Annotated in this window: 23 protein-coding genes; 19 read left to right on the top strand and 4 right to left on the bottom strand. The window is 69.3% G+C overall.

The window, feature by feature from the left end; translation table 11 throughout:
- Positions 1-27: 27 nt before the first annotated feature.
- Genes ACSQ9I_RS26735 through ACSQ9I_RS26700 form a run of 8 tightly spaced genes read left to right on the top strand, consistent with a single transcriptional unit; the run spans position 28 to position 8,861 of the window.
- Positions 28-900, top strand: coding sequence for a branched-chain amino acid ABC transporter permease (locus ACSQ9I_RS26735; RefSeq protein ID WP_436315092.1), 873 nt, complete (start codon positions 28-30; stop codon positions 898-900).
- A gap of 47 nt (positions 901-947) precedes the next feature.
- The gene (locus tag ACSQ9I_RS26730) at positions 948-1,982 is read left to right on the top strand and encodes a branched-chain amino acid ABC transporter permease (protein WP_436315091.1); all 1,035 of its coding nucleotides are present in this window, start codon (positions 948-950) and stop codon (positions 1,980-1,982) included.
- Positions 1,972-2,745 carry an ABC transporter ATP-binding protein gene (locus ACSQ9I_RS26725; RefSeq protein ID WP_093103735.1) on the top strand — a complete coding sequence of 258 codons (774 nt, stop codon included), beginning with the start codon at positions 1,972-1,974 and terminating at the stop codon, positions 2,743-2,745. Before ACSQ9I_RS26730 ends, ACSQ9I_RS26725 begins: the two co-directional genes overlap by 11 nt.
- Positions 2,746-2,761: 16 nt before the next feature.
- Entirely contained in the window at positions 2,762-3,490 is a 729-nt protein-coding gene (locus ACSQ9I_RS26720; protein ID WP_436295221.1) for a branched-chain amino acid ABC transporter ATP-binding protein, read from the top strand.
- A 38-nt stretch (positions 3,491-3,528) separates the two neighbouring features.
- Entirely contained in the window at positions 3,529-5,619 is a 2,091-nt protein-coding gene (locus tag ACSQ9I_RS26715; RefSeq protein WP_436315090.1) for a hydantoinase/oxoprolinase family protein, read from the top strand.
- Positions 5,620-5,631: 12 nt separating this feature from the next.
- The gene (locus ACSQ9I_RS26710) at positions 5,632-7,320 is read left to right on the top strand and encodes a hydantoinase B/oxoprolinase family protein (protein WP_436315089.1); all 1,689 of its coding nucleotides are present in this window, start codon (positions 5,632-5,634) and stop codon (positions 7,318-7,320) included.
- A complete protein-coding gene (locus tag ACSQ9I_RS26705; RefSeq protein ID WP_436315088.1) occupies positions 7,320-8,123 on the top strand; it encodes an SDR family oxidoreductase in 804 nt (267 codons plus the stop codon). Before ACSQ9I_RS26710 ends, ACSQ9I_RS26705 begins: the two co-directional genes overlap by 1 nt.
- Positions 8,124-8,138: 15 nt before the next feature.
- Positions 8,139-8,861 carry an HpcH/HpaI aldolase family protein gene (locus tag ACSQ9I_RS26700; protein ID WP_436315087.1) on the top strand — a complete coding sequence of 241 codons (723 nt, stop codon included), beginning with the start codon at positions 8,139-8,141 and terminating at the stop codon, positions 8,859-8,861.
- A gap of 3 nt (positions 8,862-8,864) precedes the next feature.
- Here ACSQ9I_RS26700 and ACSQ9I_RS26695 read toward each other — a convergent pair whose 3' ends face one another.
- The gene (locus ACSQ9I_RS26695; protein ID WP_436305612.1) at positions 8,865-9,833 is read right to left on the bottom strand and encodes a LysR substrate-binding domain-containing protein; all 969 of its coding nucleotides are present in this window, start codon (positions 9,831-9,833) and stop codon (positions 8,865-8,867) included.
- A gap of 88 nt (positions 9,834-9,921) precedes the next feature.
- On the opposite strand from ACSQ9I_RS26695, the gene nac (ACSQ9I_RS26690) reads away from it, so the two are divergent.
- The gene (nac, locus tag ACSQ9I_RS26690) at positions 9,922-10,845 is read left to right on the top strand and encodes a nitrogen assimilation transcriptional regulator NAC (RefSeq protein ID WP_436315086.1); all 924 of its coding nucleotides are present in this window, start codon (positions 9,922-9,924) and stop codon (positions 10,843-10,845) included.
- A gap of 15 nt (positions 10,846-10,860) precedes the next feature.
- Here the strand turns inward: nac (ACSQ9I_RS26690) and ACSQ9I_RS26685 are convergent, their stop codons facing one another.
- Positions 10,861-11,532: an RraA family protein gene (locus ACSQ9I_RS26685; RefSeq protein WP_093103747.1), complete on the bottom strand. Its 672-nt coding sequence runs from the start codon at positions 11,530-11,532 to the stop codon at positions 10,861-10,863.
- Between the two features lie 35 nt (positions 11,533-11,567).
- The gene (locus ACSQ9I_RS26680) at positions 11,568-12,776 is read right to left on the bottom strand and encodes an aspartate transaminase (protein WP_436315085.1); all 1,209 of its coding nucleotides are present in this window, start codon (positions 12,774-12,776) and stop codon (positions 11,568-11,570) included.
- Positions 12,777-13,022: 246 nt separating this feature from the next.
- On the opposite strand from ACSQ9I_RS26680, the gene nac (ACSQ9I_RS26675) reads away from it, so the two are divergent.
- From nac (ACSQ9I_RS26675) to ACSQ9I_RS26655, 5 genes are all read left to right on the top strand, one after another.
- Positions 13,023-13,961: a nitrogen assimilation transcriptional regulator NAC gene (nac, locus tag ACSQ9I_RS26675; protein ID WP_436315084.1), complete on the top strand. Its 939-nt coding sequence runs from the start codon at positions 13,023-13,025 to the stop codon at positions 13,959-13,961.
- Positions 13,962-14,094: 133 nt separating this feature from the next.
- Positions 14,095-14,511 carry an acetyl-CoA carboxylase biotin carboxyl carrier protein gene (locus ACSQ9I_RS26670; RefSeq protein WP_436315083.1) on the top strand — a complete coding sequence of 139 codons (417 nt, stop codon included), beginning with the start codon at positions 14,095-14,097 and terminating at the stop codon, positions 14,509-14,511.
- 12 nt (positions 14,512-14,523) lie between these two features.
- On the top strand, positions 14,524-15,876 hold the full coding sequence (gene accC, locus ACSQ9I_RS26665) for an acetyl-CoA carboxylase biotin carboxylase subunit (RefSeq protein ID WP_436315082.1): 1,353 nt from the start codon (positions 14,524-14,526) through the stop codon (positions 15,874-15,876).
- On the top strand, positions 15,873-16,541 hold the full coding sequence (gene pxpB / locus ACSQ9I_RS26660; RefSeq protein ID WP_436315081.1) for a 5-oxoprolinase subunit PxpB: 669 nt from the start codon (positions 15,873-15,875) through the stop codon (positions 16,539-16,541). Before accC ends, pxpB begins: the two co-directional genes overlap by 4 nt.
- Positions 16,538-17,524 (top strand): biotin-dependent carboxyltransferase family protein, encoded by a 987-nt coding sequence (locus ACSQ9I_RS26655; protein WP_436315080.1) that lies wholly within the window; start codon positions 16,538-16,540, stop codon positions 17,522-17,524. Before pxpB ends, ACSQ9I_RS26655 begins: the two co-directional genes overlap by 4 nt.
- A gap of 16 nt (positions 17,525-17,540) precedes the next feature.
- Here the strand turns inward: ACSQ9I_RS26655 and ACSQ9I_RS26650 are convergent, their stop codons facing one another.
- Positions 17,541-18,764, bottom strand: coding sequence for an IS110 family transposase (locus tag ACSQ9I_RS26650; RefSeq protein WP_436315078.1), 1,224 nt, complete (start codon positions 18,762-18,764; stop codon positions 17,541-17,543).
- A 238-nt stretch (positions 18,765-19,002) separates the two neighbouring features.
- Here ACSQ9I_RS26650 and ACSQ9I_RS26645 point away from each other — a divergent pair, with 238 nt between their 5' ends.
- The 5 genes from ACSQ9I_RS26645 to ACSQ9I_RS26625 all read left to right on the top strand — a co-directional run bounded on the left by ACSQ9I_RS26645 (position 19,003) and on the right by ACSQ9I_RS26625 (position 22,550).
- Positions 19,003-19,413 (top strand): acetyl-CoA carboxylase biotin carboxyl carrier protein, encoded by a 411-nt coding sequence (locus ACSQ9I_RS26645; protein ID WP_436315077.1) that lies wholly within the window; start codon positions 19,003-19,005, stop codon positions 19,411-19,413.
- Between the two features lie 13 nt (positions 19,414-19,426).
- The gene (locus tag ACSQ9I_RS26640) at positions 19,427-20,194 is read left to right on the top strand and encodes a LamB/YcsF family protein (protein WP_436295235.1); all 768 of its coding nucleotides are present in this window, start codon (positions 19,427-19,429) and stop codon (positions 20,192-20,194) included.
- Between the two features lie 112 nt (positions 20,195-20,306).
- Complete coding sequence (locus ACSQ9I_RS26635) at positions 20,307-21,059, top strand: SDR family oxidoreductase (RefSeq protein WP_436315075.1); 753 nt, start codon at positions 20,307-20,309, stop codon at positions 21,057-21,059.
- 27 nt (positions 21,060-21,086) lie between these two features.
- Positions 21,087-21,788, top strand: coding sequence for an amino acid ABC transporter permease (locus tag ACSQ9I_RS26630; RefSeq protein ID WP_436315074.1), 702 nt, complete (start codon positions 21,087-21,089; stop codon positions 21,786-21,788).
- Between the two features lie 3 nt (positions 21,789-21,791).
- Positions 21,792-22,550 carry an amino acid ABC transporter permease gene (locus ACSQ9I_RS26625; protein ID WP_436315073.1) on the top strand — a complete coding sequence of 253 codons (759 nt, stop codon included), beginning with the start codon at positions 21,792-21,794 and terminating at the stop codon, positions 22,548-22,550.
- Positions 22,551-22,582: the final 32 nt, after the last annotated feature.

Raw genomic sequence — 22,582 nt, 5'->3', positions numbered from 1 at the left:
ACTTCATCCGCCTGCCGGGACACCCACGTGAGTTCCTTCATCCTCGAACAGATCGTCAACGGCATCATCACCGGGTCGGTGTACGCGCTGGTCGCCGCCGGCATGACGATGATCTTCGGCGTGCTGCGGGCCATCAATTTCGCCCACGGCGAGTACTACATGCTGGGCACCTTCGCGGCCTGGTGGGTCATGTCGAAGCTGATGGCCGACTACAGCCTGGCCATCGTCGGCGGCGTGGCGATCGTGTCGCTGATCGCGGTGCTGATCGGCCGCAGCGTGATGCAGCGGCTCATCGGCCAGCCCTTCCAGGCCGGCGTACTGGCCACGCTGGGCCTGTCGCTGATCCTGCAGAACGTCGTCATCCTGGCCTTCGGCGGCGGCTACAAGGTGTTCTCGGGCGGCTGGATCGAGCCGATCGAGCTCGGCGACTTCGGCATGTCGCAGCAGCGCGTGATCCTGGTGGTGGTCACGCTCGTCGTGTTCGCAGCGCTCGAGTGGATGGTGCGCAGCACGCGCCTGGGCCGCTCGATCCGCGCGGTGTCGCAGAACATCGAGTGCTGCCAGGTCAACGGCATCGACGTCGAGCAGGTGGTGCGCCGCACCTTCCTGATCGGCGTCGCCATCGCCGCGCTGTCGGGCATCCTGACCGGCCCGATCAACGTCAGCATCTATGGCGGCATGGGCGAGTCGATCACGCTCAAGACCTTTGCCGTGATCGTGATGGGCGGCATGGGCAACGTGCGCGGCACCCTGATCGCCGGCTGCCTGCTGGGCGTGGTCGAGAGCCTGGTGGCCGGCTTCATCGGCCTGCAGTACCGCGATTCGGTCGGCTTCATTGCGCTGCTCCTGATGCTGATGTTCCGGCCGCACGGCCTGTTCAGCAGCAAGGCCCGCTTCTGAGCTTTTGAGCTTTTGAGCTTTTGAGATTTCACCGAATGGAACGCACGATGATGTCCACCACCACGCTGGATACGCCCCGCCTGCCGGCCGCACGGCTGGCCACGGTGAACTGGAGCGCCTGCGCGCTGGCGATGGCGGCATTGCTGGCGGCGCCGCTCTTCCTGGGCGACTACTACCTGCACGCGATGGTGCTCGCGATGATCTTCCTCTTGCCTGCCTTGGGCCTGAACCTGATCCTCGGCTACACCGGCATGCTGTCGCTGGCGCAGGGCGTGTTCTTCGGCCTCGGCGCCTACGGATCGGCGCTGATGTCGATCCACTTCGGCACGCCCTTCCTCGTGAACTTTCTGTGCGCCGGCCTGCTCGCCGGACTGGTCGCACTGCCGCTGGGCATCCCGGCGCTGCGGCTGCGCGACACCTCCTTCGTGATGTGCACGCTCGGCATGGTGGTGATCGCGCAGGTCGTGTCGAAGAACTGGGTCGAGCTCACGCGCGGCGACATGGGCCTGTCGGGCGTGCCGCGGCCGACGCTGGGCTTCGGCGACATGGCGCTCACCATCGTCAGGGCGCCCGAGTACTTCTACCTCGTGCTGGTGCTCGCCGCGCTGGCGGTGGCGGCCTTCGTCGCGCTGATCCGCTCGCCGGCCGGCCGCTGCATGGTGGCGATCCGCGACAACGAGACGCTGGCCGAATCGCTGGGCGTGCCTACCTGGACCTACAAGCTGATCGTGTTCATGCTGAGCGCCGTGTTCGCCGGCCTCGGCGGCAGCCTCTACGCGCACTTCTCGACAGTGGTCAGCCCACTGGTGTTCCAGGCCTACTACTCCAACACCATCCTCATCATCGTGCTGGGCGGCGGTGTCGGGAAGGTGCCGGGCGCGATCATCGGCAGCTTCGTCTTCGTGGCCGTCTCGGAGGCGCTGCGGATCACGCCCGAGCTGCGCATGGTGATCTACGGCTTCGTGCTGCTGGGGCTGGTGTTCCTGTTCCCGCAGGGGCTGGCGCCGCTCTTCCACGGCGCGGCCGAGCGCATCGCGCGCATCGGCCAGGGCGGCCGCAAGGAGCAGCGCGATGTCCGCTGAGCACGCCATGCTGCGCATCGAAGGGCTGCGCAAGAACTACGGCGCGGTGGCTGCGCTGCAAGGCGTGGACATCGAGGTCCGGCGCGGCGAGGTGATGGGCCTGATCGGGCCCAACGGCTCCGGCAAGTCGACTCTGTTCGACTGCTGCACCGGCCTGCAGAAGAGCGACGCCGGCCGGGTGCTGCTGAAGGGCGTGGACATCACCGGCTGGCCGATGAACCGGATCGCGCGCGAAGGCCGCTTCCTGCGCAGCTTCCAGAAGACGGTGGTCTTCCCGACGCTGGATTCGGAAGAGAACCTGGTGCTCGCGGGGCAGATGTCGCGCTTCCCCAGCGTGCTGTCGACCTTCTGGATCGGGCCGGCCGCGCAGCGGCGCGTGAAGGCGCTGCGCGAACGCGCCCGGGAGCTGATCGAGGTCTCTGGCCTCTCGCGTGTGGCGCACCAGCCGGCCGGCCACATGTCCGGCGGCCAGCAGAAGCTGCTGCAGTTCGCCTCGATGCTGATGCCCGAGCCCGAGCTGATCCTGCTCGACGAGCCGCTGGCCGGCATCAACCCGGTGCTGATCGAGAAGGTGATCCAGTGCATCGAGCATGCGAACCAGACGCTGGGCGTGACCTTCGTCGTCATCGAGCACAACACCGACGTGCTGATGAACCTGAGCCACCGCGTGGTGGTGCTGCACCAGGGCGCCAAGCTGGCCGACGACACACCGGAGGCCGTGGTGCGCAACCCGGAGGTCATCGAGGCCTACCTCGGAGGCTGACATGGGAGACCCGATCATGGAACTCGAAATCGACAAGCTGTATGCCGGCTACGGCCACCTGGACATCCTGCACGGGGTGGACCTCAAGATCCGCCACGGCGAATTCGTCGCGCTGCTCGGGCCCAATGGGGCCGGCAAATCGACGCTGCTGAAGTCGCTGTTCGGCATGACCACGCACAAGGGCGGCGCGATCCGCTGGAAGGGCAAGGACATCGCCGGCCTGCGGCCGCAACAGATGCTCGCGCACGGCATTGCCTACGTGCCGCAGGGGCGCTGCAACTTCCAGCTGATGACCATCGACGAGAACCTCGAGATGGCGGCCTACACCCTCAAGGACGGCGACCTGAAGGGCGAGCGCGAGTACGTCTACGACCTGTTCCCGATCCTGCGCAAGCGCCGCAACGAGCTTGCCGGAAACATGTCCGGCGGCGAGCAGCAGCTGCTGGAAATGGCGATGGCGGTGCTGCGCCGGCCCGAGATCCTGCTGGTGGACGAACCCTCGGTGGGCCTCTCGCCGCAGGCGATCACGCTGGTCTTCAACGAGCTCAAGCGCCTGCATCAGGGCGGCCGAACCATCCTGCTGGTCGAGCAGAACACCCGCAAGGCGATGCAGGCGGCCGAGCGCGCCGTGGTGCTGCGCCTGGGCAAGGTGATCTGGGACAGCCCGGTCGGCGAACTGAGCAACGCGGACCTCGGCGAACTGTTCATGACGGGCCGCCGCGCGTCGGACGCGGCGCCGGCCTGAACGCCGACATCCACCGAACATTCAAGGAGCTGAAAAGCATGAAACTGGCATTCGACACCGGCGGCACCTTCACCGACTTCGCCATGACGGACGACGACGGCACGATCCTGCTGCACAAGGTGCTGAGCACGCCGGACGCCCCCGCGCGCGCCGTGCTGCAGGGCGTGGACGAGCTGCTGGCCAAGGTGCGCGCGAACCACGCGGGCAGGGCGGACACGCGCGGCACGCTGCAGATCCTCGGCGCGACCACGGTCGTCACCAACGCCGTGCTCGAGCGCCGGGGCGTGAACACCGCGTTCATCACCACCGACGGCTTCCAGGACATGCTGCGCATCCGCACGGAGGGCCGCTACGACCTGTACGACCTGCGCATCCAGTACCCCGAGCCGTTGGTGTCGCGCGAGCTGTGCTTCGGCGTGGTCGAGCGCATCGCCGCCGACGGCACCGTGATCACGGCGCTCGACGAGGAGGGCGTGCGCGCCATCGGCCGCACGCTGGTGGAGCGCAAGGTCGACTCGGTGGCCGTGTGCCTGCTGCACGCCTACAAGTACGCGCAGCACGAGCGGCGCGTGGCCGAACTGCTGGCCGAGGTGGCGCCGAAGATCTCGGTGTCGCTGTCGTCGACGGTCTGCCCCGAGGTGCGCGAGTACGACCGCGCGTCGACCACCGTCGCCAACGCCTACACCCGGCCGATGATGGTCGGGCACGTGAGCCACCTCGAACGCGAGCTCTCGCAGCGCGGCATCGACGGCCAGCTCTTGTGGATGACCTCGAGCGGCGGCGTGGTGCCGAGCTCGGCCGCCTCCCGCACGCCGGTGCGCCTGATCGAGTCGGGTCCGGCGGCCGGCGCGGTCGCCGCCGCCGACTATGCCCGCCGGGCCGGCGAGGCGAGCGTGCTGTCCTTCGACATGGGCGGCACCACCGCCAAGCTGTGCCTGATCCCGAACGGCCAGCCGATGGTGGCCAACGAACTCGAAGTGGCGCGCCACGCGCGCTTCCGCAAGGGCAGCGGCTTCCCGCTCAAGATCCAGTCGATCCACATGATCGAGATCGGCGCCGGCGGCGGCAGCATCGCGGCACGCAACCGACTCGGCCTGCTGGGGGTCGGCCCGCGCAGCGCCGCGGCCGCGCCCGGCCCGGCCTGCTACGGCCGCGGCGGCACCGAGCCGACCGTGACCGATGCCGATCTGCTGCTGGGTTACCTCGACGAGAAGTCCTTCCTCGGCGGCGACTTCGCGCTCGACCGCGCGGCGGCAGAGGCCGCGATGGCGCGCCTGGCGAAGGAGCTCGACATCACCCCGGAGCGCTGCGCCTGGGGCATCCACGACATGGTCAACGAGAGCATGGCCGAGGCCGCCTCGATGCAGGCCACCGACAGCGGCGTGGACCCGCGCGCGCTGCCGCTGATCGCCTTCGGTGGCGCCGGCCCGGTGCATGCCTACGGCGTGGCGCGCAAGCTCGGCATCCGCAAGGTGATCTGCCCGCTGGGCGCGGGCGTCACCTCGGCCATCGGCCTGCTCGGCGCGCCGGTGGCCGCCGATCTCTCGACCAGCCTGCCGATGCGGCTGTCGGCCTGGGACCCGAAGGCGGTCGACGCGCTCAAGGCCGCGCTCCAGGCGCAGGGCCGCGAGGTGGTGCTGGCCAGCCAGGTGCCGGCCGACCGCATCGGCTTCTCCTACACCGTGGACATGCGCCACGTGGGGCAGGGCTACGAGATCTCGGTGGCGCTGCCCGAGCTGGACCCGGCTGACCCCGCTTTCCTGAATGAGCTGCTGGCGCGCTTCCACGCCAACTACGTCGCGCTGTACGGCCGCGCCGTCGCCGGCACCGATGCCGAGGTCATCACCTGGCGCATCCGCGCGAGCGGCCCGAAACACGAGGTGTCGCTCGCCGGGCTGCGCGGCGAAGCCGGCGCCGTGCGCGATCCGCGCAAGGGCACGCGGCCGGTGTTTTTCTCCGAACTCGGCAAGTACGCCCTGACCCCGGTCTACGACCAGTACGCGCTGCTGCCCGGCGTGCCGGTCGTTGGGCCGGCCATCATCGAGCAGCGTGAATCGACCGTGGTGATGGGGCCGAACGCCTCCGCCTCGCTCGACGCCGAGCACAACCTGATCATGCTTTTGTCCTGAAGGGCCTCCGCCATGTCCATGCTGAAACCCGACTTCAACGACCCGATCACGCTGCAGGTGATGTGGGACCGCCTGGTCTTCATCGCCGACCAGGCCGACATCGCGCTCGGCCGCACCGCCTTCTCGCCGATCGTGCGCGAGAACCACGACTACGTCACCGTGCTGCTCGATGCCAAGGGCCGCGCGCTGGCCCAGTGCACCTGGTCGATCCCGGTGTTCATCACCACGCTGCCGATGGCGGCGCAGAACTATTTCCTGCCGGCCTTCCCGCCCGAATCGCTGGAGCCGGGCGACGTGATCGCCACCAACGACCCGGTGATCGGCACCGGCCACCTGCCGGACATGGTGATGCTCACGCCGATCTTCCGCAACGGCAAGATCGTCGCCTATGCCGGCAGCATCGCTCACCTGCCCGACATCGGCGGCCGCCCGCAGTCGCCCGACTCCACCGACATGTTCGAGGAGGGCATCCGCATCCCGATGCTCAAGCTCTTCAAGGCCGGCAAGCCGAACACCGACGTGTTCGCGGTGATCGAGGCCAGCGTGCGCCTGCCGCACGAGGTGCGCGGCGACATCCAGAGCATGGTGGCGGCCAACGAGGTGATGTGCCGCGAGCTCAGCCGCTTCATGGACGAGTACGGCCTGGACGACTGCAACGAACTCGGCGAGGCGATCTTCAGCCGCTCCGAGCGTTTCATGCGCCAGGCCATCGCGGCCTGGCCCAACGGCAGCTACAAGGCCGACATGACCATCGACGGCTTCGAGAGCGACGTCAAGCTGTGCGTCAGCGTCGAGGTGGGCGACGATGCCATCCACGTCGACTACACCGGCACCTCGCCGGAAGTGGCGCGCGGCATCAACGTGGTGCCGCACTACCGCGTCGCGCACAGCGTCTACGCGCTCAAGTGCCTGCTCGACCCGGACACGCCCAACAACGAGGGCTGCATGATCCCGCTGACCGACTCGGCGCCCGCGGGCTCGATCCTCAACCCGCGGCCGCATGCCGCCGGCGCGGCGCGCAACCTGGTGGGCCACGTGATCCCGAGCCTGATCTTCAAGGCGCTGCAGAACGTGGTGCCCGAGGGCGCCATGGGCGACAGCGGCGGCGCGCCGATCTGGGGCATCAACTGCCAGGGCCAGCGCTCCGACGGCAGCGCCTACGGCAGCGCCCAGAACTTCCACGGCGGGCAGGGCGGGCGTTCGTCGATGGACGGGCTCGACACGCTGAGCTTCCCGTCGAACTGCCGTGTCACGCCGATCGAGATGTACGAGATGGCGGTGCCGATCCTGACCGAGCGCAAGGAGCTGATCCCGGATTCGGGCGGCCCCGGCAAGTTCCGCGGCGGCCTCGGTCAGCGCGGCGTGATGCGCAACCTGTCGGACCGCGAGATGAACATCTACCTCAGCACCGAGCACGTGAAGCATCCCTGCCTGGGCGTGCTGGGCGGCCAGGCCGGCCGCAACGGCGCGGTGATGCACGACGGGCGCCACGTGTTTCCGAAGGGCCGGCTCGTGCTCGGCCCGGGCGAGCGGCTGATGATCGAGCTGCCGGGCGGCGGCGGCTGGGGCGATGCCCAGCAGCGTTCGCGCGAGCTGGTGGAGGACGACCTGCGACAGGGCCTGATCAGCGCCGCGGGCGCACTCGCCGACTACGGCTACGAAGCGCTGGCCCCGGCAACGCCGGCCAAGGCGGTGGCGTGATGGCCGGCACCGCACTCTCGGGCAAGGTCGCGCTGGTCACCGGCGGCGGCTCCGGCATCGGCCGTTCCACGGCGCTGATGCTCGCGGCCGAGGGCGCGCGTGTGGTGGTGATGGGCCGCCGCAAGGAGCCGCTGGACGCGGTGGTGGCCGAGATCCGCGCCGCCGGCGGCGAGGCCTGGGCGCGCGAGGCCGATCTGCAGGAACGCGAGCAACTGCAGGCGCTGGTGCGCTGGACCGAGGCCGAAGTCGGCTCGGTCGACATCCTGGTCAACAACGCCGGCCTCACCAGCCGCGTGCGCAACATCCGCTGGATCGAGCCGGACGACTGGGAGTCGGCCATCTCGGTCAACCTGACCGCCGTCTACGTGCTGATCCAGGCCGTGCTGCCCGGCATGCTGGCCGCGGGCGCAGGCACCATCGTCACCGTCTCCTCGCTGGCGGCGGTGCGGCCCAACCTGCTCGGCGGCGCCCCCTACGGTGCGGCGAAGGCGGCGGTGAGCAACCTGATGGGCTTCATGCATGCCACCTTCCGCAACAACAACATCCGCTCGACCACCATCCTGCCCGGCGAGGTGAACACGCCGATCATGGACACCCGCGTGCGCCCGCCCAGCGCGGCCGAGCGCGCCGCGATGGTCGCGCCCGAGGACGTGGCGCGCGCCATCCTGCTGGCCTGCACGCTGCCGCAGGGCACCACCATCGAGCAGCTGGTCATCAGCCCCACGCTGGCGCGCGACCAGGGGCCCGACGTCGAGATCAGCCGCTGGCTCGGCGCCCCCGATGGCACCCCCGGCAAACCCTGAACGAGAGACAACGCGATGAGCACTTCGTCATCATTGAAGGAACGCCTGGCACGCGGCGATTCCGTGCTGATGGTCAACCCCAACCACATCTCGCCCACGCTGTGCGAGAAGCTGGTGCGCTCGGGCGCCGACTCGGTCTTCATCGACTGCGAGCACGGCCTGGCCGGCTTCGAGGACATCCACCACATGGCCAAGGCCGCGCGCTACGCGGGCGGCTTCGGCATCGTGCGGCCGCAGAACCAGGAGCGCTCGACCATCACGCGCTGCCTCAACGCCGGCGCCGACGGCGTGATGGTGCCGTTGATCCACACCGCCGAGATCGCGCGCCAGGTGGTGCACACCTTCCGCTACGCCTGCCCGGACGACCATGAGGCCCGGCTGCTGATCGGCATGGTCGAGTCGGTCGAAGCGGTGCGCAATCTCGACGAGATCCTCGCGGTGGAAGGCATCGACGTGTTCTTCGTCGGCCCCGGCGATTTGTCGCAGTCGATGGGCTATTCGCCTGCAGTGGCGGCGGGAAAGCGCCGGGCGCAACCGGTGCTCGACCTGGTGGACCAGACGCTGCAGCGCATCCGCGCCGCGCGCAAGGTGGCCGGCACGTTGGTCGTGCGGCACGACGTCGCGCATCTGGTGTCGGTCGGCGCGCAATTGCTCTACTACCATGCCGATCCCTTCGTCGCCGAAGGCGTGGGCGTGATGCGGCAGCTCAGCGCGCCGCTCGCTGCAGAAGCGCACTGAGGCTCAGCGCGGCGTCGCGTCGGGCTCTGGCGCGCGAATGCCGACCAGGCGGCCGTCGGCGAACAGGTCCTCGATCTGCTTGCGGAGGATGCCGAGCACCGCCTGCGCCTGGTCCGACATCGGCAGGTGGTCCGGCACGCACAGCGACACCGTGGCCTGCAGGCCGGGCTCGACGATCCGGCGAATGACCAGCTGCGCCGCGACGCTCGTCGCATGCGCCGAGGCCGACGGCAGGATCGTGGCGCCGACGCCGGCCTCGATCGCCTGGCGCAAGGTCGCGGCCGACTCGATCTCGGCCGTGATGCGCGGCACCACGCCGATGCGGGCGAAAGCCTCGTCGATCAGCCGGCGCAGGAAGTGCGTGCGGCTGGGCAAGAGCAGGTCCATGTCGGCCAGTGAACGCAGGGCGACAGCCTCATCGCTGCCCGGCGGCAACCGGAGATCCGGCGGCGCGATCAGGCACAGCTCCTCCGTGAACAGGGGCTGCAGCGTGACGCCCTTGATCGGGCCGGCCGCATAGATGACGGCCATGTCCATGCGCCCGGTCATCACCATCTCGCTGAGCACCAGGCCGAAGTTGTCGTTGATGAAGAGGCTCACATCGGGATACTCGCGCCGCACCGCCTGCAACAGGGGCATCGAGAGAATCGACGCCGTGCTGTAGGTGGCCAGCCCCACCGACACGGCGCCGGCGATGAAGCTGGCGTCGCTGCGGCTCGTGAGCTCGCGCTCCACCTGCTCGAGATGGCTGAGGATGATCTGCGCATGCCGGTAGAGCTCGCTGCCGGCGCGCGTCGGCGTGACGCCGGCGTTCGAGCGGTTGAGCAGCCGGTGCTTGAAATGCTCCTCGAGCGAGGCGATGTGCTGGCTCAGCGCGGGCTGGGCGACGCGCAGCTGGTGCGCCGCGGCGGACAGGCTCTTCGCATCCACCGCCGTCACGAAGCTCCTGAGCGTCTTGAAGTTCACCGTCATTGCCGGCTGATCGTAACCCCGGTTGACGCGGCCAATCGGTGGCTCGATGCTTGCTTGGCTCCGTCCCGAGAGCATCAACGAGGCCCCCGTGAATCTCAGGCGTTTGAAGTATTTCGTGAAGATCGTCGACGTCGGCAGCCTGACGCAAGCCTCGGAAGTGCTCCACGTCGCCCAACCCGCGCTGAGCCAGCAGCTGGCGACGCTGGAAGGCGAGTTCAAGCAGCAGCTGCTGCTGCGCACGCAGAAGGGCGTCATGCCCACCGAGGCCGGCAAGGCGCTGTACCGCCATGCGCAGATCATCCTGCGGCAGTTCGACCAGGCGCAGGCCGACGTGCTCAACGCCGGTCAGAGCCTGTCGGGCCAGGTGTCGGTCGGGATGGCCCCGGGCACCGCGGCCTCCGCACTGGCCTTGCCGCTGCTCCGGGCCGTGCAGGGACGCCATCCGCAGATCGTGCTCCACATCAACGAGAACTTCGGCACCACGCTGTGCGACGTGGTGCGCAGCGGCCGCATGGACATGGCCGTGCTGTACGGCGGCGGGCGCGTCGTGCAGGGCCTCTCCTTCGATCCGCTGCTGACCGAGGACCTGTTCGTCGTGGCGCCCGAGGGACTGCTGCGCAGGGAGGGCGAGGTGGCGCTGGCCGACCTGGACGGCATCGACCTGCTGCTGCCGTGCGCGAACAACCAGCTGCGCAGGTACGTGGACCAGGCTTTCGCAGCGGCGCAGATGGTGCCGCGCGTCGTGGCCGAGATGGAATCCTCGAACACGCTGGCGGCCGCGGTCGCCTCCGGCGTGGGCGCGACGATCCTGCCGGTGTCGGCCGCGCGCGGGGTCGCCGCGACCGCCGACGTGCACCTGCACCGGATCGTCTCACCGCCCGTCGAGGTGCCGCTGGCCTTGTGCGCGTCCGATCATCTGCCGCTTTCCGAGCCGGCGCAGGTGGTCAAGGCCATCCTGCTCGAACTGGTCGGCCAGCTCGAACTCGAAGTCGGCCTGCATACCTTGCATTGACGGCCCCGCCCGCTTTCAGTTGGGGCAGCGGGCTTCTAGCGCGTCGATGAAGGAACGGTCCCATCGACCCTCCTTCATGGCCCGTATCGTCTCGGCTTCGGTCTCCAGGTGCGCGCGTGCCTTCTCGATCAACAGTTCGGCCTCGTCCGGCGCGAAGGCCATCAGGCCGTCCTGGTCGCCGACCACGATGTCGCCGGGGTTGACCACCATGCCGCCGACGGACACCGGCACGTTGATCTCGCCCGGGCCGTCCTTGTACGGGCCGCGATGGGTGACGCCGCGTGCGTAGACCGGGAACTCGCGCGCCCGGATTTCGGCCACGTCGCGGATCGCCCCGTCGACCACCACGCCCACGACGCCGATGTGGGCGGCGTAGAAGGACAGGATGCCGCCGACCACCGCGTTGTTGAGGATGCCCCCGGCATCGATCACCAGCACGTCGCCGGGACGGCAGAACTCGAGGGCGCGCAAATACGTCAGGTTGTCGCCGCCACGCGAGCGCGCGGTGACGGCCGTGCCTGCCATGGTCCGGGCGACGGGGCGGTGATAAGGGTTCAGGCCCGTGGTGCCGATGTTGCGGTGCATGTTGTCGCTCAGCGCCGCAACGGGCATCTCGCGCAGTGCGGCCAGGATCTTCGGATCGACCTGCGCGGCCGAGGGGTTCTTGCGGATGGCTTTGTATGGCATGGGTGTGTCCTTGGTGGCGGCGATGGTTCGTGCGCTCAACGCAGTTCGGCCACCGCGCGGGCGATGCGCGTGCAGCCTTCTTCCAGTGTTTCGATCGAGGTGGCGATGGAGAGGCGGAAGTAGGGCGAGAGCCCATAGGCGGTGCCGGCGACCGTGGCCACGCCGGCGCTTTCCAGCAGGTACATCACGACGTCGCCGTCTTCGTTCAGTTGCTTGCCTGCGGGCGTGGTCTTGCCGATCAGTCCGGCGCAGTGGATGTAGAGGTAGAACGCGCCGGGCGGCGTGGCGCAGCTCAGGCCGGGGATCGCATTGACGAGCGCGAGCGTGCGGTCGCGCCGCTCCTTGTAGACCGCCACGCTCTCGGCGACGAAGCTTTGGTCGCCGTTGAGCGCCGCCGCGGCGGCCGCCTGGCTGATCGAGCAGCAGTTGCCGGCGGACTGCGAGAGCAGGGTGTCCATCGCCGTGATCAGATCGGCCGGGCCCGCGGCCCAGCCGATGCGCCAGCCGGTCATCGCATAGGTCTTGGAGACGCCGTTGACGGCCAGCGTGCGCTCGCGCAAGGCGGGCTCGACCGCCAGTATGTGCGGCGTCGAGCGGCCGTCGAAGCGGATGTGTTCGTAGATGTCGTCGGTCATCACCATCACCTGCGGATGGCGCATGAGGACATCCGCTAGCGCGCGGTATTCGTCGGCCGTGTAGCTGGCGCCGGTGGGGTTGCTCGGCGAGTTGATCAGGAGCCAGCGCGTGCGCGGCGTGATGGCGGCCTCGAGCTGGGCCGGCGTGAGCTTGAAGCCGTTGGCCTCCGGGCAGGCGACGATGACGGGCTTGCCTTCGCAGGCCAGCACCATGTCGGGGTAGGACACCCAGTAGGGCGCGGGGATGATCACTTCGTCGCCCGGTTCCAGCGTGATCGCGAAGGCGTTGTAGATCGCGCTCTTGGCGCCGCTGGTGACGATGATTTCGTTCATCGCGTACGTCAGGCCGTTCTCGCGCTGCAGCTTGGCGACGATGGCCTGGCGCAGCTCGACCGTGCCGGCCATCAGCGTGTAGCGCGTCGCGCCCTTGTCCATGGCTTCGGCGGCGGCGCGCCGGATATGCAGCGGGGTGTCGAAGTCGGGTTCACCCACCACCAGGTTGACGATCGATTTGCCCTGGCGGCGCAGCTCGTTGGCGCGGTCCGCGGCGGAGGTGCTGGGCGAAGGCTTGATGCGCCGTACGCGGGCGGCGATGCGGGAGGTGGTCACGGATCTTCCTTGGGTGCGGGATGTACGGACCCAACGGTACGCACATCGCTCCACCTCGGCCAAGATGAGATCGCTCTGGTTGTATAGGCGCAGCTTATGGTGACTCCTGTCTGGTCCCCCTCTCCCTCCGGGAGAGGGCTAGGGTGAGGGCACGGGCGCCTCCGCGCCCCCGGACCCCCCGGACACATCGCATCTAGGCGCCCCTGCGCCCCAGTGCTAGGCTCAGCTTTTGCTTGGAGACAAGGCGTGAACCTCCGACGCCTCAAATACTTCGTGAAGATCGTGGACATCGGCAGCCTGACGCAGGCTGCCGAGGTGCTCTTCATTGCGCAACCGGCGTTGAGCCAGCAGCTCGCCACGCTCGAAGGCGAGGTGCGGCAGCAATTGCTGGTGCGCACCAAGCGCGGCGTGACGCCCACCGAGGCCGGCAAGGTGCTGTATCGCCATGCCCAGATCATCCTGCGGCAGTGCGAGCAGGCCCGCGTCGACATGGAGGCCGCCGGCGAGGGCCTGTCGGGCCAGGTGTCGGTGGGGCTCGCGCCCGGCACCGCAGCCTCCGCGCTGTCGCTGCCGCTGCTGCGCACCGTGCGCGCCCGGCATCCCGGAATCCTGCTCTACCTCAACGAGAACTACGGCACCACGCTGAGCGAACTCATTATGAACGGCCGCATGGACCTGGCCGTGCTCTATGGCGACAAGGCCATCCACGGGCTGTCCTTCCTGCCGCTGCTGAAGGAGCCCCTGTTCCTGGTGGGGCCGGCTTCCATGCCGGCGCCGGCCGAGCCCGTGCGGCTGGCCGACCTGCGCGAGATCGAACTGTTCTTGCCGCGCCCCTATAACGTGGTGCGCAAGCTGGTCGATGCGGCCTTCGTGCGCGCCGGCATGGTGCCGCACGTGGTGGCCGAGATCGAATCGGCCTTCACCCTGACCTCCGCCATCGCCGACGGACTGGGCGCCACCATCCTGCCGGCGTCGATGGCGCGCGAGGTCGTGGCGGCCTGCGGCGCCTGGCAGTTCCGCATCGTCGATCCGGTGATCGAGGCGCCGCTGGCGCTGTGCCAGTCGGACCACCTGCCACTTTCCGAACCGGCGCAAGCGGTGAAGGACATCCTGCTCGAGCTCGTCGTCGACCTTGCCGGCACCGTCGCCTCGACGCCCGAACCCGAACTGAACGCCTTGTCATAAGCCGCCCTTATCGCGGCACAGCCAATCCGTCTTGGGCTTTGTGCCCGCGGCCCGCTACCTTTCATGCCTGCCGTCACGCGTTCGTCGAACGCGTCGGCCACCCAGGATGTTCCGTCGCCCAAGACGGCCCGGCATGAATCAGGAACAGATCAAGACGCTCATCGACGCGCTGGCCGCATCGGACCTGTGCGAGCTGGAGTACAGCGAGAACGGCTGCACGCTGCGGCTGGTGAAGCAGTCGGCGCTGGCGGCGACGCCGCGCCGGCGAGCAGCGATCGCGGCGCACGATGCGCCCGTTGCGGCGGCAGCGTCGGCCGAGTGCCTCGCGCCGCTCTACGGCGTGGTGCACCTGCAGCCGACGCCCGCCGAGCCGCCCTTCGTGCAGGCCGGTCAAACCGTTAAGGCGGGCCAGACGCTGTGCGTGATCGAGGCCATGAAGGTCTTCAACGAGGTGCGCGCCGAACGCGACGCCACGGTGCAGGCGGTGCTGGTGCGCTCGGGGCAGGAAGTCGAAGCCGGCCAGCCGCTGTTCCGCTTCGACGGCGTATAGGGGACCATGGCCATGTTCGACACCGTGCTCATCGCCAATCGGGGAGAGATCGCCCTGCGCATCCAGCGCGCCTGCCGCGGCCTCGGGCTCCGGACCGTGGCGGTGTACTCCGAAGCCGACCGCGAGGCGAGCTATGTGGCGCAGGCCGACCAGGCCCTGTGCATCGGCCCGGCCGCGCCCGGGCAGAGCTACCTGAACCCCTCCGCGATCCTGTTCGCCGCCGAAGTCAGCGGCGCGCAGGCCATCCATCCGGGCTACGGTTTCCTGTCGGAGAACGCGGGCTTCGCCGAGCGCGTCGAGCAGGCCGGCCTCACTTTCATCGGCCCGAGCGCCGCCTGCATCCGCACCATGGGCGACAAGGTCGCGGCCAAGCGCGCGATGCGGCGCGCCGGCGTGCCCTGCGTTCCCGGCCCCGACGGCAGCCTGCCGGAGGACCCGGACGAGGTTCTCGCCCTGGCGCGCGAGATCGGCTTCCCGGTGATCGTGAAGGCCGCGGGCGGCGGCGGCGGTCGCGGCATGCGCGTGGTGCACGACGAAGCCGCCCTGCCGGAGGCGATGTCGCTCACGCGCGAGGAGGCGCGCCGCGCCTTCGGCAACCCCGAGGTCTACATCGAGAAGCTCCTGCTGCATCCGCGCCATGTCGAGATCCAGGTGCTGGCCGACAGCCATGGCAATGCGCTATGGCTCGGCAGCCGCGACTGCTCGCTGCAGCGCCGCCACCAGAAGGTGATCGAGGAGGCGCCGGCCATCGGCATCGACGAGGCGCTGCTGGGCGAGGTCGGCGAGCGCTGCGCCGCGGCCTGCCGGCAGATCGGCTACTGCGGCGTCGGCACCTTCGAGTTCCTGTACGAGCAGGGCGCCTTTTACTTCATCGAGATGAACACCCGCCTCCAGGTGGAGCACCCCGTGACCGAGATGACCACCGGCATCGACATCGTGCAGCAGCAGTTGCGCGTGGCGCGCGGCGAGCGCCTGGGCTTCACGCAGGCCGACGTGCGTTGTGAAGGGCATGCCATCGAGTGCCGTATCAATGCTGAGAACCCCGATACCTTCGCGCCCTCGCCGGGGCGCATCAGCGGCTGGCAGCTGCCAGGCGGCTTCGGCGTGCGCGTGGACTCCCATGCCAATGCCGGCTACCGCGTGTCGCCGTACTACGACTCGATGATCGCCAAGCTGATCGTGCAGGGCAGCACGCGCGCCGACGCGCTCGACCGCATGCGCCTGGCGCTGGCCGAGATGCGCGTCGAGGGCATCTCGACCAACGTGCCGCTGCACCGCGAGATCCTGCGCGACCAGGGCTTCGCCGCCGGCGGCGTGGACATCCACCACCTCGAGCGCTGGCTGCAGCGAAGGAGCCTCGCGTGATCGCACCGACCGCATCCGTCAGCCTGCTGGGCACCACGGCATTGCTGTTCGAGGCGCCGGGCGAGCTGAACCTCGGGTCGCAGCAGCGCATCTGGGCGCTGGCGCGCGAGACCCAGGCCTGGCCCGAAGTGCGCGAAGCGGTGCCGGGCATGAACAACCTCATGCTCACCTTCATGCGAGCGCCGCGCAACGCAGCTGCCCTGGAAGCGCTGGAGGCCCGCCTCCAGGCGGCCTGGGACGCGGCGCTCCCGCTGCCGTTGGAAGGCCGCGTGGTCGAGCTCCCGGTGGTCTACGGCGGCGAGGGCGGCCCCCACATGGCCGACGTGGTGGCGCACACCGGGCTCAGCGTGGAGGAGATCGTCGAGTTCCACAGCACGCCGGTCTATCCGGTGTACGCGCTCGGCAGCCATCCGGGCTACTGCTACCTGGGCGGCATGGACCCGCGCATCGCCACGCCGCGGCGCAAGGTGCCGGTGCTGAGCATTCCGGGCGGCGCGGTGTCGATCGGCGGCGCGCAGACCGGCGTGTCGGCCTCGGCCGGGCCGAGCGGCTGGAACACGATCGGCAGCACCGCCATGACCTTCTTCGATCCGTCGCAGGACCCGCCGGCGAGGCTGCAGCCGGGCGACATGATCCGCTTCCGGGTCCAGGGGGTGATCCGATGATCGAAGTGCTCTCGTCCGCCGCGCTGGCCACCGTGCAGGACATGGGGCGCACCGGCAGCCTGCGCTGGGGCGTGGGCACCTCCGGGGCCATGGACAAACTGGCGCTGGCGGCCGGCAACCTGCTGCTGGGCAACGGGCCCGATGCGGCCGCCATCGAGGTGCCGGTGTTTCCTTTCAAGCTGCGCTTCGACCAGGACTGCGCCTTCGCGCTGACCGGCGCCGACTGCGCGGCGCGGCTCGACGAAGCGCCGCTCCTGCCCTGGTGGGTGCACCAGGCGCGCGCCGGGCAGACGCTCACGCTGGGCCTGCCGCAGGGCGGCAGGCATCGCGGCAGCCGCGCCATGCTGTGCCTGGCCGGTGGCGTGGACGTGCCCGAGGTCCTGGGCTCGCGCAGCACGCAGCTGCGCGGCGCCTTCGGCGGCCACGAGGGCCGCGCGCTGCGCCGCGGCGATGCGCTGCGCGCGGTGGGCGAGGGGCAGTCCTGCCAGACCGGCTTCGGCCTCGTGCCGCCGGCATTGAGCCTGCCGCTGCAGGCGGACGGCCTGCCCGCAGTGCGGGTGTTGCCCGCCGCCGAATACCTGGGCTTCGAGGAAGCCTCGCGCGCCGCCTTCTGGGCCGGCGAATGGAAGATCACGGCCCAGAGCGACCGCTACGGCTATCGCCTCGACGGCGAGGCGCTGCGGCCGATCGCGCCGATGGAGATGCGCTCGCACGGCATCGTGCCCGGCGTGATCCAGGTGCCGCACAGCGGCCAGCCCATCATCCAGATGCGCGATGCCCAGCCCTCGGGCGGCTACCCCAAGTTCGGCACCGTGATCGAGGCCGATCTGTGGCGGCTCGGCCAGGCGCCGATCGGCAGCCGCATCCGCTTCGTCGAAGCCACCTGGGACGAGGCCATCGCCGCGCTGGACGAGGTCCAGGCCTGGCTAGACAAGGTGCGGCGCATCGTCGATCTGCACCGCAGTTCGCCGCGCATGGACTGAAATGAAACTGTCTCGCTTAAGCCGGAGTGACCTGCACGGCGTAGCCGATCTGTTGAAGTCTTCGGATCAGACGGTTGGCGGTTTTGTGGGCGTCGGCGCGGTCGAAGTGGGCGGCGCCCAGGTCGTGCCATTCGGTGCCGTCGCGCAGCATGTGCCAAGCGGCGGTGAGCATCGAGGCGGCCACGGCGATGATGGCCTTCTTGGCGCCGCGGCGAGCGCGCAGGCGGTGGAACTGCGCCTGCAGGTAGCCGCCCTTGACCCTCACGGCGGACCATGCGGCCTGCACCAGCGTGGTCTTGAGCCATTTGCCGCCGCGGCGCAATCGGGTGGAGCGGCGCTTGCCGGCGCTCTCGTCGTTGCGCGGGCACAGGCAGGCCCAGGACAGCAGGTGGCGGGGCGAGGCGAAGCGCGACATGTCGATGCCGATCTCGGCCACGATCACATGGGCGCTGACAGCGCTCAGGCCCGGCATGGTGCTCAGGAGCCTGGCGGCCTGTCGAAACGGCTCGAGCCCCAGGCCCACCTCCTTTTCGATGTCGGCGATGGCCTGGTCCAGCGCGTCGATGTGGCCCAGGTGCAGCTTGAGCATGAAGCGGTGGTGCGCGCTGACGCGCCCGCGCAGCGCTTCGAGCAGCTCGGCGCGGCTGGCCTTGACGCGGGTGGCAATGCACGAGGCCAGGCGTTCGGGCTCGGTCTGGCCGTCGATGAGGGCCTGCAGCACCGCGCGCCCGCTCTTGCCCAGGATGTCGCTGAGCACGACGCTGAGCTTGAGATTGGCGTCTTCGAGCACCTTCTCGATGCGCTGCGCGTGGGCGCTCCTCTCGCGCACGAACTGCTTGCGCGTGCGCGTGAGGGTGCGCAGCTCCTGCACGGCCACCGGCGGCACGAAGCTGGCGCGGATCAGGCCGTGGGCCAGCAGGTCCGCCAGCCACATCGCGTCGTTGACGTCGGTCTTGCGCCCGGGCACGTTCTTCACGTGCGCGGCGTTGGCCAGCACCAGCTCGAAGTGGCCCTCGAGCACGTGCCACACCGGCTTCCAGTACACGCCGGTGGCCTCCATGCCCACGTGCTCGACGCCGAACGAGTCGAGCCAGTCGGCCAGGGCCAACAGGCCCGAGGTGGTGGTGGCGAAGGTGCGCACTTCCTGCAACGGCGGTGCGTCGCCGGCGATGCGCACGCACGCCACCACCGTCTGCTTGTGCACGTCCAGTCCCGCGCAGCGCGGATAGATGACTTCCATGATCGCCTCCAATGTGCGGCGACATCGGCGTGCGGCCCACGTCATCGAAGTCTGAAATGCGTGCTCAAGGGCGCCAAGCCCAAGGCGACAGTACGGGGTGCTCGTGGAGCCGCGGGTCCAACTGACATACGGGTTCGAGGCACCAGGTACAAACCGACCTCTTTGCCGGACGCCGCGCCTCAATTACAGCAGCGTTTCATGCGTCGCGGGTCACGCGATAGCGTGGTGGAAAACTGACATGAGAACAGCAGAGCAACTGAGGCAACTGGCCGCATGGCTGGCGGACACCGACATCGGCCTGCTGGAACTGCGCACGCCCGAAGGAACGGTGCGGCTGGGCCGCAAGGGCGCGTCGTCCGGCGAGATCGTGCAGCTCGATGCCGGTGACGAGGGTGCTGCACCCGCGCCGGTCGTCGCCGCCGCCTCGAGCGTGGGCCTGTTCCTCCACAGCCATCCGCTGCACGCCGCCCCCCTGGTGCGCACCGGCGAGCACGTGCCGGCGGGGCAGCTTCTGGGGCTGCTGCAGATCGGCCCGCTGCTGCTGCCGGTGACCGCTCCGCTGGCCGGCGTCGTAGCGGCCATGCTCGTCGTCGCGGGCCAAGCCGTGGGCTACGGCACGGCGCTGGTCGAGTTGCAAGGCCTCGAATGAAAGGAACATCACAATGGACATCGACCTGAACGCCGACCTGGGCGAGGGCTTCGGCCCCTGGCGCATGGGCGAGGACGAGGCGCTGCTGGAGATCGTCTCCTCCGCCAACGTGGCCTGCGGCTTCCATGCCGGCGACCCGGTCATCATGGACCGCACGGTGCGCATGGCCCGCGACCGCGGCGTGGACGTGGGGGCGCATGTGGGTTTTCCCGACCTGCTCGGCTTCGGGCGCCGCCCGATGCAGATCGATGTCGCGGAGCTCGCCACCTACGTCACCTACCAGCTGGGCGCGCTCGCGGGCATGGCGCGCTCGGCCGGCCACCGGATGACGCACATGAGCTTCCATGGCGCGCTGGGCAACATGGCGGCCGCCGACGCGGCGCTGGCCGGCCCGCTGGTGCGCGCGGTGGCGGACTTCGACCCCGGCCTGATCATCAGCTCGTCTGCCAGCCGCGCCATCGAAGATGCGGCCGAGCGCTGCGGGCTGCGCGTGGCGCGGACCTTCCTGGCCGACCGCGCCTGCGACGACGAGGGCCTGCTGGTGCCGCGCAAGCTGCCCGGCGCCGTCATCCACGAGCCCGAGGCCGTGCTGGCGCGCGTGCGCCAGCTGCTGGAGGAGGGCACGGTCACCAGCCATGGCGGGCGCAGGATCCCGATGAACGTCCGCTCCATCCTCGTGCACGGCGATACGCCCGGTGCGGTGGAGCTGGCGCGGGCCGTACGCGGCGTGGTCGAGGCGGCGGGGCGCGTGCTGCCGATCTCGCGCCAGATGGCGCCTTGAGGCCGGGCGACCAGGCGACATAAGGACGGCTTATCTCTACACAGCCATTCCGTCTTGGCGCCCCGAGGTCGCGCTGGATACAGTGAATTCGTCATAACGAAAGAAGCCAAAGATGCCTTTCTCCGACTACAAGACCGCGCTGGTGACGGGAGCCTCCTCGGGCATCGGCGCCGCGGTCGTCGAGCGCCTCTGCAAGGAAGGCCTGCAGGTCCACGCGCTCGCGCGCAGCGCCGGCAAGCTGGCCGAACTGGCCGCGCGCACGGGCTGCATCCCGCACGCCATCGACGTGAGCGACCTCGAGGGCATCACCCGGCTGGCGCAGGAGACCCCCTTCGACGTGCTGGTCAACAATGCCGGCGTCGACCGGCCCGGCTCGATCCTGAAGGCCGACGCCGAGGGCATCGACCTGCTGGTCGACGTCAACCTGCGCGCCGTGCTGCACCTGTGCCGGCTGGTCGTGCCGGGCATGGCCGCGCGCGACCGCGGCCACGTGATCAACATCAGCTCGATCGCCGGGGCCTACAACTTCGGCGGCAACAGCACTTACCACGCGACCAAGGCCGCGGTGAGCATGCTGTCGCGCCAGTTGCGCATCGATGTCTTCGGCAAGCGCGTGCGCGTCACCGAGATCTGCCCGGGGCGGGTGGCCACCGACATCTTCGCGCACGTGCACGGCAACCCGGAGGAAATGCACAAGCGCTTCATCGAGGGCTTCGAGCTGCCGCGGGCCGAGGACATTGCCGACGCCATTGCCTTCGCCATCGCCGCGCCGGTCGCGGTGAACGTGGGCCACATGGAGATCACGCCGACGCTGCAGGTGCCCGGCGGGCTCTCCACCGCGCGCCCGGAAGCGCCGCAGGCCTGAGAACCACGGAAATCAAAGGAACGGCACATGAAGGACTTCGACCTGCTGGCCGTCCTGCTGAAGCCGGAGTTCGGCGCGATGCTGCTGCACGGCGTGGAGATGACGCTGAAGATCGCGGCCGGCTCCTGGCTGCTCGCGATGAGCCTGGCCATCGTGCTGCTGACCGTGCGCCTGACGGCCAGCCGCGTCGCCGAGCGCGTGGTCGCGGCCTATGTCTCCTACCATCGCAACGTACCGACGCTGGTACAGCTGATGCTCTGGTACTTCGGCATCTTCAGCCTGCTGCCCCAGTTTCTGCAGAACTGGCTGTCCGAGCACAACGCGGAGGCCATCCTCTCGATCGTCGCGCTCGGGCTGTGCCAGGCGGCCTACTTCAGCGAGGACCTGCGATCGGGCCTGCGTTCCATCCCGGCGGGCCAAGCCGAGGCCGCGCGGGCGCTGGGCCACAGCTACATCGGCTCGATGCGCCATGTCCTGCTGCCGCAGGCGATCCGCAATGCGATCCCGGCACTGGTCAACCACAGCGTGTCGCTGTTCAAGAACAGCAGCCTGGCCATGGCGATCGGCGTGGCCGAGCTGACGCACGCGGTCAAGGAAGTGGAGAGCCAGAGCTTCCGCGCCTTCGAGGCCTACAGCGTGGCCACGGTGCTCTATCTCGGCTTCTCGCTGCTCATCATGGCCGCGGGCGGCTGGGTGGCGCGGCACTACCGCATCGTCGGAGCGAGGTGAGAGATGTTCAGCATCTTCGAGATCCTGCGCGACAACTGGCTGCTGCTGCTCATCGGCCAGTATCCCAACGGCCCCATGGGCGGCATCGTCGCCACGCTGACCCTGTCGGTGCTGGGCATCGTGCTGGCCTTCCCGCTGTCGGTGCTGATGGCGCTGGCGCGGCTGTCGCCGTGGGCGGTGCTGCGCTGGCCGGCGACGGTGCTGGTCTACGTCGTGCGCGGCGTGCCGCTCCTGATGGTGATCCTGTGGGTCTACTTCCTCGTGCCGCTTTTGATCGGCCGCGAGATCTCGGGCTTCACCACCATGCTGTGCACGCTGGTGATCTACGAGGGCGCCTACCTGTCGGAGGTGGTGCGCGCCGGCATCCAGGCCCTGCCCAAGGGACAGACCGAGGCGGCGCGCGCGCTCGGCCACAGCCACCTGGGAACGATGTGGTACGTGATCCTGCCGCAGGCGCTCTACAACATGCTGCCGAGCATGCTGAGCCAGTTCATCTCCACCATCAAGGAAACGACGCTGGGCTACGTGATCAACGTGAACGAGCTCACCTTCGCGGCCAACCAGATCAACAACCAGCTGCTGACCAAGCCCTTCCAGGTCTTCTTCATCCTGGCGATGACCTACTACGTGGTCTGCTTCAGCCTCACGCAGCTGGCGCAGTGGCTGGAGCGGCGCATTGCCCACAAGCGGCTCGGCGCGGCGATGGCCCCGCTGTCGCCCGAGGGCGCCTCGCTGCCGCCGCCGGTGGCGGCCAATCCCTGACAAGGCCGCGCACGACGGTCGGACAAACGCAA

This window comes from Variovorax sp. LjRoot84 (genome assembly GCF_964254305.1).
GTDB lineage: Bacteria > Pseudomonadota > Gammaproteobacteria > Burkholderiales > Burkholderiaceae_C > Variovorax.
This window is presented reverse-complemented; position numbering and strand designations above follow the sequence as displayed.